Origin of the sequence: Corynebacterium flavescens (assembly GCF_008693105.1) — a bacterium.
In the GTDB taxonomy this organism is placed as follows: domain Bacteria; phylum Actinomycetota; class Actinomycetes; order Mycobacteriales; family Mycobacteriaceae; genus Corynebacterium; species Corynebacterium flavescens.
The window spans coordinates 1-13940 of record NZ_VXKK01000046.1 but is presented as its reverse complement, the minus strand read 5'-3'; the positions used below and the strand labels follow the sequence as shown (position 1 = coordinate 13940).

At 53.5% G+C, this 13940-nt stretch carries 9 protein-coding genes; 6 read left to right on the top strand and 3 right to left on the bottom strand.

The window, feature by feature from the left end; all coding sequences use genetic code 11:
• Position 1: 1 nt before the first annotated feature.
• Positions 2-2044, bottom strand: coding sequence for a DUF2339 domain-containing protein (locus tag F4V60_RS12130; RefSeq protein WP_141255921.1), 2043 nt, complete (start codon positions 2042-2044; stop codon positions 2-4).
• 165 nt (positions 2045-2209) lie between these two features.
• Between F4V60_RS12130 and F4V60_RS12125 the strand changes: the two genes are divergently transcribed.
• From F4V60_RS12125 to F4V60_RS12100, 6 genes are all read left to right on the top strand, one after another.
• On the top strand, positions 2210-3253 hold the full coding sequence (locus F4V60_RS12125; protein WP_075730817.1) for a restriction endonuclease: 1044 nt from the start codon (positions 2210-2212) through the stop codon (positions 3251-3253).
• Between the two features lie 246 nt (positions 3254-3499).
• The gene (locus F4V60_RS12120; RefSeq protein WP_075730815.1) at positions 3500-5059 is read left to right on the top strand and encodes a type I restriction-modification system subunit M; all 1560 of its coding nucleotides are present in this window, start codon (positions 3500-3502) and stop codon (positions 5057-5059) included.
• On the top strand, positions 5059-6021 hold the full coding sequence (locus F4V60_RS12115; RefSeq protein ID WP_075730813.1) for a virulence RhuM family protein/type II toxin-antitoxin system death-on-curing family toxin: 963 nt from the start codon (positions 5059-5061) through the stop codon (positions 6019-6021). The genes F4V60_RS12120 and F4V60_RS12115 overlap by 1 nt, the downstream gene beginning before the upstream one ends.
• Entirely contained in the window at positions 6018-7145 is a 1128-nt protein-coding gene (locus F4V60_RS12110; RefSeq protein ID WP_075730811.1) for a restriction endonuclease subunit S, read from the top strand. Before F4V60_RS12115 ends, F4V60_RS12110 begins: the two co-directional genes overlap by 4 nt.
• Positions 7146-7147: 2 nt before the next feature.
• Positions 7148-8206, top strand: a complete 1059-nt coding sequence (locus F4V60_RS12105) for a hypothetical protein (protein WP_075730809.1) — start codon at positions 7148-7150, stop codon at positions 8204-8206.
• Positions 8203-11313 (top strand): type I restriction endonuclease subunit R, encoded by a 3111-nt coding sequence (locus F4V60_RS12100; protein WP_075731391.1) that lies wholly within the window; start codon positions 8203-8205, stop codon positions 11311-11313. Before F4V60_RS12105 ends, F4V60_RS12100 begins: the two co-directional genes overlap by 4 nt.
• 135 nt (positions 11314-11448) lie before the next feature.
• On the opposite strand, the gene F4V60_RS12095 is transcribed toward F4V60_RS12100, so the two are convergent.
• Entirely contained in the window at positions 11449-12510 is a 1062-nt protein-coding gene (locus tag F4V60_RS12095; RefSeq protein ID WP_075730807.1) for a CHAT domain-containing protein, read from the bottom strand.
• Between the two features lie 137 nt (positions 12511-12647).
• Positions 12648-13250: an SRPBCC family protein gene (locus F4V60_RS12090; protein ID WP_232315940.1), complete on the bottom strand. Its 603-nt coding sequence runs from the start codon at positions 13248-13250 to the stop codon at positions 12648-12650.
• Positions 13251-13940: the final 690 nt, after the last annotated feature.

Below are 13940 nucleotides of genomic sequence, written 5' to 3'. Positions count from 1 at the left end.
TTTATAAATGACCAGGCGGGACCTTTTCGCCCTTGCCCGCGCGCAAAGAACCGCGCCGCAGTGCCACAGCCAGGAGCACCAGGCCGCAGATGAGGAAGGCGAAGGCCCGCGGGAATCCACCCAGCGCAGACAGGTCAAAGAAGATGAGTTTGGCCACCGAGGCCGCCGCCAAGACGAGCCCGGTTATCATCGCCGCGCGGTTCTCCAGTAGCCTGCGGCTTAGCAGCAGGTAGGCTCCCAGCCCCATCCAGCTAATGGAGACCAACGCATGCCCGCTAACGAAGCCCAGCACCATCAGGGACATTCCACCGACGCTGGCACCCAAAGACGCCAGCGGCACCACCACCGCCGTGCTTGAGAGGTACAGCGCGCACAGCCCAACCACGTAGAGCACCGGTGTGGGCAAGGTGCGCAGGTGACCGCGCCCCCGCAGGAGGACCGTGGCCACCAGAATGAGGAAGACCAACACCACGCAACCCTGCGGGCCAAGGTAGCGCGCCTGGCTGAGCATGGGCACGCCGGTATAGGTGATAAACCCGGCCAGATCCGAAGTAATCCACAGCGCGGCTAGCACCCACACCACCCAGGCCACCGCCGTCCTCATCACCGGAATAAGCAGCACCCACGCCGCGAAGAAGAGCGCGAAGGCCGCCAAAGAGAGCCAGGACTGCGCCGCGTTGAAGTACAAGAACAACAGCGTGCCACCCACGAGCACCTGCCCCATCAACCGCACCGGCGCACGCTCAAAGCGCGCCATCAAGGACACGCCCGCCACGACCGCGGCCGCCAGCACCGCTAACACCTGCGCAAACCCCCAAGCCGACGTGGACAATGTCCACGCCAGCACCACTGGCGCTGCCACACTGGCCGCCGCATCTGGGACCTTTCCTATGTGCCAGGCCTGCCGCGCCGCCGCGCTTGGCGAAGCCCCATACCACCGCCCCGGGTTCCACCCCGGCGCAATGCTCAAGGCCACCATCGCCCCGGCCGCCAGCACCGCCAGGATCCACTCAGCATCAACAGCGCCAACAGTGCCAGCGGCGCCATCTGCGCCAGCAGAATTAGCAAAGGCAAAGCCCAACCCCACGGCCAGCACCAGGCCGGCTACATTGCGTAGCCACAACTGCGGGCGCACCTGGCCCGCGATGACAAAGGCCGCCGCCGGCACCACCAGGCCAACCGCCGCCGCTAGGTTCTGGTCCCACGCCGCCGCCAGCAAGTGCGCCATCACCGCCACCATCGAGCCCACGGCAAAGCAGCCATTGAGCCGCCCATCGTGGTAGCGCAGCACCGCCACCGTTGCCCCGGCGTAGAGCAGCCCTATGCCCACACTTCCCACGATGACCGGCCACCACTCCAGCACGTGTACCACCACAAACACCGTGACCAACGCCGTGTACAGCGACGTCGCTGCCAACGCCAGGAAAGCCACCGGCGGTGCAGTTGCGCGCACCCGATAGGCCACGCCACCCAACCCCGCAGAGACCGCAAGCGCCAAGACCACGCGCCCCGCTGGACCCAGCCACCCATTCTGGATGGCAATGGCCACCAGCAACGCCACGCCAATGAACGTAATCACCGCCCCACCAATGGCCACCGCACGCGTTATCTGCGCCTCGCGGTCGCGGGGTTTCCTCGGTGCCGGTGCCGGTAAAGGTGCCGCCGGAGCAGCAGCTGACGCACCAGCACCAATTGGCCCCGCCGGCCCCGCCGACGCCCCAGCAGCAGATGCTCCCGACCCCACACCAGTCGTCTGCTGTGCATAGGGATTAGACCGCGCCGCCTCCGAAGTGGACGCAATCTGCGGCGGGTAGAGCCACTCTGATTGCGTTGGGAGAGAGGGTACGGACGTCGTAGCCCTCGGTGTTTCCACCGGCTGCGACGCATCATCCGATGCCACAACGCCCTCCGGCGCAGTAGAAGCAGACCCCTCCGGGCGAAGCCGCTCCAAGGCCTGCGTGTACATGGACATGCGCTGCCGGTGCATGGATTGTTCCTGCTCAATGAGCTGGCGCAGGAACTCTGCCTGTGTGCCCTTGTTCATAACGCGATCGTACTGGGTGCAAGCACGCTTGTCAGGCCTGAGCCTTCGCGCATTTTCGCTGATATAGCCGCAATTACATGTAGTAAGGGGCAACTGCTCGACTAAGCTGTGGCACAGAATAGCCACAATTAGTTCAGAACAAGTACAAGGAGCGCGCGGCGGGCAATGGCTAAAACCATCTGGGGGATTCACAACGACACGTTGAGCGACGAGCTAATTGACCAAGGATTCATCAGCATCGGTTGGGACAACGTTGGCGATCTTCACAACATCTCGGGCGGCCGCGAGGGAATCAAGCGTGCTCTCCTCGAACGTGAACCAGACGCTAAGCCTCGCAGTATTGCCGGCCAAGCCGGAGTTCTCTTCCGCTTCTCCCATGAGCTAGCTGTCGGCGATATCGTCGTTGCACCATATAAGCCCGATAGCACCATCAACCTCGGTGTTGTCTCCGGCGAGTACTTCTATAAAGCGGATGCACCGACCCATCGTCACCGGCGGCCAGTGCGGTGGGTGAAGATAGGTTTGCCGCGAACGGTATTTACGCAGTCCGCCCTTTATGAGTTTGGTTCCTTCCTCACTCTCTTCCAGATAACGCGGCACACCCAAGAAGTCCTTACCGTGTTGAATAGTTCCACCGATGACGCTGAGAAAATTGCGGAAACCGTTGATGCTCTCCACTCCTCAACTACCAATGAGGATCCCGCAGAGGATCAATCCCCGGAGCAACCACGAGCTTCGCGCATTCTGCGCCACACCAGAGACTTCATCCTGGAGGTCCTTTCCAGCCGCATTACCCCGCAGGAATTCGAGGAGCTTTCCGCAGCCCTACTGCGTGTCATTGGCTATCAAGCACGCGTGACACAGTATTCCCAAGACGGCGGCGTGGACATCATCGCCCACAAAGATCCGCTTGGCGTTGAACCGCCACAGATTAAAGCGCAGTGTAAGCAGCGTGTTTCCACCATCGGTGCCCCCGAAGTCCAACAGCTCGCGGGCACCCAAGGCGACGGCGAACTATGCCTGTTCTTCACCCTCGGCACCTATAGCCGCGACGCACTTAGCATCGAAAGACAGCGACCAGGCCTAAGGCTCCTCTCCGGTGAAGACATCGTCACATTAGTGATGGACAACTACGACGCTCTACCAGAACGCTGGCGCAGGCTAATTCCCCTCACTCCCGTCCTTGTGGTGGCTGATGAGGCGGAGTAGACGCGGACTAGGAGAAGGCTCCTCTACCCCAGGCAGATCTGCTAATGCCAATCTCACACACTCGATTCAGGCAATAGGTACGATGACCGAGGGCTTGGCTCCCGGATGAATGTTCGAAGTTTAGCTGTAGGTGTCCCAAGCAATGATTAGAGTTTGCGGGGCAACTGATGGCAGCGCCTCCTCGAGTAGTGCTCTCTCTGGCTTGGGAGGACGTCAAACTAGTTTTAAAGAAAAGGTGTTTAAACTGTGAAAGAAACCCAGCGCGCGGAATTGCATAAGACTATTTGGCGTATTGCTAATGATCTACGTGGCAGCGTGGATGGGTGGGATTTTAAGTCCTATGTCCTGGGAATGCTGTTCTATCGGTTCATCTCCGAGAATCTCTCCGAATACATCAACCGTGGGGAGCGTGAAGCCGGAGACGCTAGCTTTAGTTATGCGGATATTACTGACGAGCAGGCAGAGTTTGGTAGAGCCGAGACGGTAGCTGAGAAGGGTTTCTATATTCTCCCCTCTGAGTTGTTTGAGAATGTCCGAAAGGGCGCAAAGAGCCATGAGGATACTCTCAACGAAATCCTTGCTGCAGTTTTCAAGAATATTGAGGGTTCGGCTGTTGGCACTGCAAGTGAAGATGACCTCAAGGGACTTTTTGACGATCTAGATGTCAACAGTAACCGATTAGGGGATACGGTTATCAAGCGCAATAAAGCTCTGGTGAAGCTGCTTGATGCCATCGGAGATCTTCCACTGGGCAGCTTCGAGGACAACACCATTGACCTTTTCGGTGATGCTTACGAGTACCTCATGGGTATGTATGCCTCTTCTGCCGGCAAGTCTGGTGGAGAGTACTACACTCCGCAGGAGGTCTCAGAACTTCTGGCCCGTATCACCGTGGTGGGAAAGACCAGTGTGAACAAGGTATATGACCCAGCAGTCGGCTCAGGTTCGTTGCTCCTCAAGTTCGGCAAGGTGTTGGGCAAAGACGGTGTGCGCCAAGGTTATTTTGGGCAGGAGATCAATCTAAACACTTATAATCTTGCTCGCATCAACATGTTTCTCCATAACGTGAACTACGAGAAGTTTGATCTTGCACACGGGGATACGTTAACGGATCCGAAGCATTGGGATGATGAGCCTTTTGAGGCGATTGTGTCTAATCCTCCGTATTCGATCAAGTGGGAGGGCAATGCCAACCCAGTGTTGATCAATGATCCGCGCTTTGCTCCTGCAGGAGTCTTGGCCCCGAAGTCCAAGGCTGATCTGGCGTTTACGATGCATATTCTGTCATGGCTGGCTGTCAACGGCACAGCCGCAATCGTAGAGTTTCCCGGAGTTCTCTACCGGGGTGGCGCGGAGAAAAAGATCAGGAAGTACCTGATCGACAACAACTTTGTGGACACGGTTATTCAGCTTCCGCCGGATCTGTTTTTTGGGACGACGATCGCCACTTGCATCATTGTGTTGAAGAAGTCCAAAACGGATAACAGCGTGTTGTTCATTGATGCTTCGGCTGAGTTCAAACGTAGTGGCAACAAGAACAAGTTGGAGCAGCCCAATCAGGACAAGATTCTTGAGGCGTACACCAAACGGGAAGACATTGAGTACTTCGCCAAGCTGGTCAGCAGCGAAACTATCGGGGACAACGACTACAACATCGCGGTCTCATCCTATGTGGAGCCGGAAGATACCCGTGAAGTCATTGACATTAAGGCGCTCAATGCTGAGATTCAGGGAATCGTTGCCCGCCAAGCCGTGCTTCGAACTGAGATTGATGCGATCGTGGCTGATCTTGAGGGCACCGCGTAATGGATGAAGCATCGAGCGGTGAGGTGCTGCTGTACCAACGGGATGACGGCACTCCTGACATAGAGGTCCGGCTTGAGCAGGAGACTGTTTGGATGTGCCAGCGGCAGATCGCAGAACTCTTTGGCACAACCCATGAAAACATCACGTTGCATCTTCACAATGTTTTTGATGAGGGAGAACTTGTCGAATCAGTAACTAGTAAGGAATCCTCACTAGTTCGATCTGAAGGCTCACCTGTAGTTCGCCGCAAGGTGCTTTTCTATAATCTTGACGCCATTATGTCTGTTGGATACCGGGTCAAGAGTATGGCTGCGACCCAGTTTCGTATCTGGGCCACCGAGCGTCTGCGTGATGTTCTGGTGAAGGGCTATGCGGTTGATGAGAAGCGCCTCGAGCAGCTAGGTCAAATCGAGGGAATCCTCGACAGGTCCGATGACGAGCTAGTTTCTGGTGCTATAGATATTCTTTCTGAGTATCTTCCTAGGCTGATTCCATTGAGAGATTTCGACGAGGGGCGGATCGAGGCTGATGCACATGTTGATCCCCATTGGGAGCTAACTCTTGATGAAGCACGCTCAATTATCCATAAGGTGGCAGCGGAGTTTCCCTCCGATGATCTGCTCGGTCAGGGACGCGATGAGGGGCTGGCCGGGATTATCGGAACTACCTATCAGAGCTTCGGTGGGCAAGAGGTCTATCCGACAGCCGAGGGCAAAGCTGCCAACCTCTTCTACTTCTTTGTGAAAGATCATCCGCTTTCCGACGGCAAGAAGCGGGGTGCGGCCGCACTGTTTGTGACGTTTTTAGCTCGGAACGGACATCGTTACGGCCTTGATGGAGTATCTCGAATGTCCAGTAATGCTCTAACCACAATCACGCTGCTGGTAGCGATGAGCAAACCTCTAGAAAAAGACCTCATGGTGTCGCTTCTGGTACGCATGATCGGAGAAAAGACCAAATGAACCAGATTGAGAAGCTCCTCGAGGAGTTGTGCCCGAATGGCGTTGAGTACAAGCTACTCGGAGAAGTCGGAAATGTTTTCCGAGGAAAGCGTTTTGTGAAGGCTGACATCACTGAATCAGGGATTCCCTGTATTCATTACGGTGAGATTTACACTAGGTATGGCATCTCCGCTGAAGAGAGCTTTTCCTTCGTTTCCGTAGAACGAGCCAAATCACTTCGATTTGCTGCACCGGGGGATGTCATTATGGCGACTTCGGGTGAGACTGTAGCGGATATTGGAAAGTCGGTGGCTTGGCTTGGAAACGAACCTGTAGTGATTCATGATGCTTGCTATGTTATTTCGAGCCCGATGAACTCTAAGTTTCTTTCGTACTTTTTCGCTTCAAGCGGTTTTCGGGATCAGATAAAGCAAAAGATTTCTTCAATTTCCGTAAGAAATGTTTCGAAGACAGCTATCCCTGTTCCCCCTCTTGAAGTCCAACGTGTCATCGTCGAAATTCTCGATAAGTTCACGGAGTTAGAAGCGGAGTTAGAAGCGGAGTTAGAAGCGCGTAAGAAGCAATATGGGCATTACCGGGCTGATTTGCTTGAACTACCAAATGTACCGTTAGTATCACTCACGCAAATTGTTGAAAGCATATCGTCTGGTAGGAATAAGTCTCGAGTTCAAGACGGGAAATTTCCTGTTTTCGGTTCGACAGGGAAGATCGGCACTACAAATGAATACAATTACTCTGGCGATTCGCTCCTTATTGCGCGGGTAGGTGCAAATGCTGGGATGGTGAATGTAGCTTCTGGATGCTACGACGTGTCAGACAACACTTTAATCATCAAACCAAACTACGGTTGGGATATTAGATTTGCATTCCATCAACTGACACGCATGAATCTAAACCAATACGCGGTCGGTGGAGGACAGCCTCTATTAACCGGCAAGCGTTTAAAGGAGCTTATGGTTCCTCTTCCCTCTCTTGATGAGCAGCGCGGAATTGCAACAGTTCTGGATCGATTCGACGAACTTGTCAACGACCTTTCCGCAGGCCTGCCCGCCGAAATTGCGGCTCGTCATAAGCAGTATGAGTACTACCGAGATCAGCTGCTCAGCTTAAGAGAGGTTGAGTAATTATGCACTACGAATCACTCCAAGACTTGGCCTATAAACTGCGGAGAGCAAAAGCCAATAACACTCTAATCTTTGCTCCAAATACCATCGGTAAGACTCGGCTGTCACAGTCTTTGAAAGAGCAGAATCCTGAGGGGGTAATGCTCTATAACGCATTGGTTGAAGACGATTTTATCTGGGACAATGAACGAGTTGTATTCAAGATGAATCTTGATTCAGAACTACTGAGTGTCATCGTAACGCAAGGCCTTGATGGGGAAATCATAAAGAACTTTCAGAGATTCACGAACGAACGAATTGAGCCAACGCTGGACTTCGCAAGTGGAGAGATAACCTTCGGCGTGTACAGGGGTGATGACAACCCTATTGACGGAATTAAGCTATCTCGTGCTGAAGAAAGCATATTTGTTTGGTGCGTTTACTTCACTGTACTTAGCGAAGCGGTTGACGTTTTGCTCGAGGACGAAGAGTTATGTTCCACGGCGGAATACGATGCATTAGCGATGGTCGTGATTGACGACCCAGTTTCGTCGATGGATGACATGAGGATCATCACTGTAGCACTCGCTTTGTCCGACCTCATGGAGCGTGCAGCGCAACTCGATTTGAAGTTCTTGGTTACCACTCACCATGCGCTTTTTTTCAACGTCTTGTTCAACTCATTGAAGTCAAAGCAACTCTCGAAACGGGCCTGTCTCCTTCAGCGGGGGGTGGAAACTGGTTGGGAATTAGAGGAACAGCCAAAAGACTCTCCATTCAGCTACCATCTCAGCATCATAGGAGATCTAGAACGGGCGATTTCAGAGAACAAGATTCAACGGATCCATTTCAACCAGTTCCGCACGCTTCTTGAGAAAACCGCGAACTTTCTGGGGTATTCAGGGTGGACACAGTTGTTAACTGGGATGAATGCACCCATACTCAAAAGTATTCTCAACCTCTACAGTCACGATCGTATTGCGGACACTGATTCTTTTGAAGTTTACGATATTCACAAAGAGGCATTGAAGACGGAGTTCTCTGAATTCCTTAAGAACTTCAGATGGGCGGCTGTGGAATGAGCGATTTGATGCCTCGCAAGTACGATCCGATTGCTGTTAGTAGTGAGAGCACGGTTGTCGCTGAGTACATCGCTGATGCAGCTGAAGAAACTGCATATCAGTCGGAAGCTCAACTGGAGAAAGAGTTGATTGAACTTCTTCAGTCTCAGGCTTATGAGTATCTTCCGGTGATTTCGCAGTCTCAGCTGGAGGAAAATCTTCGTAAACAGTTGGAGATACTCAACAGTGTTACCTTTTCGGATTCGGAATGGCAGCAGTTCTTTGCTGAGCGAATTGCCGGTGCTAATGACGGCATTGTTGAGAAAACAGTCCGTATCCAAGAGGATCATATTCAATTGCTGAAGCGTGATGACGGTTCGACGAAGAACATTACACTCATAGATAAATCGAACATCCACAACAACCGGCTTCAAGTGATCAACCAATACGAGGTTGCGCAGGGCGAGGGTGGAGCCACGTACGCCAATCGCTATGACGTCACTATTTTGGTCAATGGTCTGCCGATGGTTCATGTGGAGCTCAAGCGCCGGGGTGTGGACATTCGCGAGGCGTTTAACCAGATCAATCGCTACCAACGGGAGAGTTTCTGGTCTGGTTCGGGCTTGTTCGACTATGTGCAGCTATTTGTCATCAGCAATGGCACTTTAACTAAGTACTATTCCAATACGACGCGTTCGCAGCACCTTCGTGAGGGGCAAGGCAAGGCCCAGGGTAAGAAGTCGTCGAATAGCTTCGAATTCACTTCGTGGTGGGCGGATGCGAGAAACAAGCCGATTCAGGATCTTTCGGCCTTTGCTAAGACCTTCTTTGCTAAGCATTCACTTCTCAACGTGTTGACGAAGTACTGTGTGCTGACCGTGGATAAGACTTTGCTGGTGATGCGCCCGTATCAGATCGTGGCAACGGAGCAGATTCTGCAGCGGATCGAAACCTCATCGAACTACAAGAAGTACGGCTCGATTGAAGCCGGCGGCTATATTTGGCACACCACTGGTTCAGGAAAGACACTCACCTCGTTCAAGACCGCGCAGTTGGCGTCCAAAGTCGATGACATCGACAAGGTTCTTTTTGTAGTGGATCGTAAGGATCTGGACTACCAGACCATGCGCGAGTACGACCGTTTTGAAAAGGGGGCGGCGAACTCAAACACATCTACAGCGGTATTAAAGAAGCAGCTGGAAGATCCTTCAAAGAGGATTATTATCACCACTATTCAAAAGCTGTCTACTTTCATTGCCGGCAACAAAGGACATGCGGTGTTTGGTGGGCACGTGGTGATCATCTTCGATGAGTGCCATCGTTCTCAGTTCGGGGATATGCACCAAGCGATCACTAAGGCGTTTAGAAAGTACCACCTGTTTGGTTTTACAGGGACGCCGATCTTTGCGGAGAATTCTGGGTCTAGCGGCAGTCCAACTCTTCGCACTACGCAGCAGGTTTTTGGTGAGAAGCTGCACACTTACACGATTGTTGATGCCATCACCGACAAGAACGTGCTCCCCTTCCGGATTGATTATGTTAATTCGATCCAGGTTGGCCAGGTCGTGGACAAGCAGGTTTCCGCAATCGATACTGAAAGGGCACTGCTGGCACCAGAGCGAATAAGCAAGATTGTCGAATACACCCTCAGCCACTTTGCTCAGAAAACGAAGAGGGAGAGCAGCTACGAACACAGCGTCATCGCGAACGTATCTGCGGTAGCGAAGGATAAGAGCCGTTCAAGGGTGGTAGAGGTAAAGCGCAAGGGACGCGTGCGTGGATTCAACGCCATCTTTGCTACTGCCTCCATTGATGCTGCGAAGCGTTATTACAATCATTTTCAGATTCAGCAGCAGGATCTTCCTGAAGCCCAACGACTCAAGATTGGGATAATTTATTCCTACGCGGCGAATGAGGCTGAGGCGGAGGACTATCTGGATGAGGAAGGGTTCGATACTGTCGGTCTTGATAATTCGTCTCGGGTTTTCCTCGAAGATGCAATCCAAGACTATAACGAGATGTTCGGCACGAGCTATGACACTTCGGCGGAGAAGTTCCAGAACTACTACAAAGATCTGTCGTTGCGGTTGAAAAACCGTGAGCTGGACATGGTGATCGTAGTCAATATGTTCCTCACCGGCTTTGATGCGACAACTTTGAACACGTTGTGGGTGGATAAGAACTTGAAATCGCATGGTTTGATTCAGGCGTATTCACGTACCAATCGGATTCTGAACTCGGTTAAAACCTATGGCAACATTGTGTGCTTTCGTGACCTAGAGCAGCAGACTAACGATGCCATCGCGTTGTTCGGTAACAAGGACGCTCGCGGTGTGGTTCTCTTGAAGCCATATCACGACTATTACTCAGAATATGCGGAGAAGATCACTGAGCTTCTCGATATCTATCCCCTGGACCAACAAATCCTCGGTGAAGAGGCAGAGAAAGAATTCATCGCGCTTTTCGGCAGCATTCTGAGGTTGCAGAATATTCTGACGTCTTTCGATGAGTTTGTTGGCAATGAGATTCTTAGTCCTCGCCAGGACCAGGATTATAGGAGCCGCTATCTGGATTTGTACGCGGAGTTCCGTAAAGAGTCTGATGCGGATAAGGAAGCGATCAATGATGATGTGGTCTTCGAAATCGAGTTAATCAAGCAGGTTGAAATCAACGTTGATTACATCTTAATGCTGGTTGAGAAGTACCGTGAGAGCCGGGGTGATGGCCAGGACAAGGAAGTCCGCGCAGAGATCTCGCGGGCCGTGGATTCGAGTCCATCACTGCGCAACAAAAGAGATCTGGTCGAAGCTTTCGTTGATTCGTTGAGCGTCGACGGCGAAATCGACCAAGAGTGGCAGGCATTCATTGCAGCCAAGAAGGAGCAGGAGCTCCAAGACATTATTGCTGATGAGCATCTCAAGCCTGCGGAGACGAAAGTCTTTGTGGAGACAGCATTTCGCGATGGGGCCATAGCAGCTTCTGGGACCGCTATAACGAAGGTAATGCCGCCAGTGTCACGCTTTGCACCCAATGGCGGCCTGGGGGAAAAGAAGCAACGCGTACTACAGCGACTCGGAGTGTTCTTTGATAGATTCTTTGGCCTTGGAGGAGATGCGGACAGATCGTGACGAAACAGAGTGAACTTGCAATCGTCCAGAGAGCTGAAGGACTACTTCTCGGGGTCGGGCCTAAGCCTCGCTGAACCAGAACTCTCTAGGAGGTGACGGCCCACGGTACTTGGTGGGTTGCTCCTATTACCTGTGCTAGTCCGCCTGGTGGACCAGTATTGTGGTCACCGGATCTGCTTGTTCTGCCGACGCTAGGGTCGGCAGATCGCACCCCTCAGCTCCGTCCATCTCTAGACGTGCCTTTCCAGCCTGATGAGCTGATGTCAGAGACTGCCCGTTGGCGATGTTCGCGTAGAATCGAGCGGCGTAGTTGATTGCATCCCCGTCTAGGATGGTGTCCGACATTCCTATTGCGAACGGCACAACTTGCTCAACCAGTGCGTCGATTTGACTTGCGGAGCTGCATGAATTCAGTACGACAAGCAGTGGCGGAGTATCAGTAGCTCGAACTGCGCTGGCGAATGCCCTCGCGCTGATTTCGGCACTCAGACCCCCTTCGTCTCGGTCCGCTTCGAGTACAAGGAACTCCTCATCGCTGTGTCCCGAGAAGTGAATGATGTGCGGGCGGAACTGGGAGATTCCGTCGAGAAGATCATCTGGAGTTGCTGCCGGCCGCACATCGAACTCGATGGCATCACGGAGCAGTGCCGTTCGGATCGCGTCCTGAATTCGTTTCATCTCTCTGCCGATACGAAGGTCTCCGTCAGACGATGCCCCTAGCATGAGAATACGCAGTTTCTCCGGCTTGGGTTCTGGGAGCCTGCTCAACACGTAACCGACGGATGACTCTGCTCGGCTGAGACGCTCATTCACCGCGGACCGTTCAGCTGCTTCTCGTTTCGCAGCTTGATGCTCCATTTGGCGCTGCCTGTGATCTGCCGCTGCAGCCTCCGACTTCTCCGCTCTCGTCAGCTTTTCTTGGAGTAGTCGTTCTGCTTTTCTGTAATCAGCTGCCCTGGTTTCCCACCGGTTGGCCTCTTTTCCGGCGGTGACTGCTTCAGTTTCCCGACGTTCAGCCTCATTCATTTTGGACCTAAAAGTAGCCTCACTCTTGGTCTTCACAGCTGATTGACGGGCTTTTCCCGCTGCAGCCCGCTTGGTGGACTCCTTCGATCTGAAGGCCCCTGCTTTCGTTTCTGCTTCAGCGCGCTGCTTGCGCTTGCTCTCAAGCTGCCTCTGGTACTGACTAGCGCTCAACAACGCCCTCCTTTTTCACGAAATTATCCCGCCGCTTCCGCTCATTCTAGCCTAAGTGGCGAACATACGTTCAAATAGCAATTAGCCTCCGAGAGAGCCCTTTGGGCTAACTCTAAAGGAGTGTTAGGAGATTCCTGCTAACCCTCGAGGATTTCCTTGATGCGCGTGAGCGTCTGGGTGATGCCGGCATTGGCGGCGTGCTGGCGTTGTGCTTCCTGGGCGGTGGCGTCGGGGCCGAATTTGCTGCGGAAGTAGGCTTCGCCGGCTGGGGTGAAGGCGGTGTATTCGGTGAGGAGGGTGGCGTCGTTTGTATTGGGTGCTGGTTCCATCCGGTAGCCCCAGATGGTGCCGCTGGAGAGGACTTGCCAGGAGAACTCGGTATTGGGTTTGTAGGTGATGACTTCGGAGGTGGTGGACCACTCGCGTTCCGGGGTGCGGTTGTAGCCGGTGAATGTGGAGCCAATGCAGTGGGAGGGGGCGTAGGAGGCGTGGGTATCGTCGGCATCGTTCCAGTGTGCGCGGTAGCACTGGGCGCTCCACTCGCCGGTGCGGGTGATGTCGCTTAATAGGGTGAATACCGCTGCGGGGGAAGCGTTGATGGTGATGGAATCGCTGAGTTCATAGGCCATTTTCATAGGATAGCGGGTGCGGTTGGCGCTGCGGATACGAATCATAGGACCTGGCTCATCACGGGGGGCGACCGCCGGGCTGAGGAAGGCGTTGGTGTTTAGGATGGGCATTTTGAGTCGGCGTGGTGATGATTGTGAAGCAATAGGGAGGTCTTGTGTTGAGGGTGTCTGTTTGCCAGTTCAGGCATGAACCCATCGAACTCCCGGACCCCGCGATGGCCCGTTCGAATCTTTCATTATCACTCCACTGCTGGCCAAGTACCGAAGTACGTCCGTCACATCCCGGGACGCGACACCGGTTGCATGGGAAATCTCTTTGTTCGTGAGTGCTTCGCCTGCCAGCATGCGTTCTTCGATCCACTTATGCACTGACGGAACGGCGAGGGGGATCGAAAGAATCGTTTTGGTCAATGAGCGCACTACGTCACCCAAGATCCACTCATCCGGACGAGTATCAACAGGGGTTACTAGCCGTTGTTGGACCAGAAACACCTTTATTTGTCGGGCAGTGGCCTCTGAGGTTTGGAGAAGCGTAACCGCAGATGAGAGTCTCACCGCGGAGTGTCGGGTGAGATAACGGAAGATGATAACGCACCCGACATCCTCCGTAAGTCCCGGTGTGAGATTGGCCGATACACTATTGAGCGCTTGAATGAACGCCTCATCAGGTGTTCTGGTCAAGTCCTTTTGAGTGGTGTATCCGCCAGCGGTTGACTCAGCGATGAACTGACCGCTGACGGAACAGGATTCCTTACGCCACCAGAGCCTCCTGACCGTCACCGACAACGACGCCGACGCCGT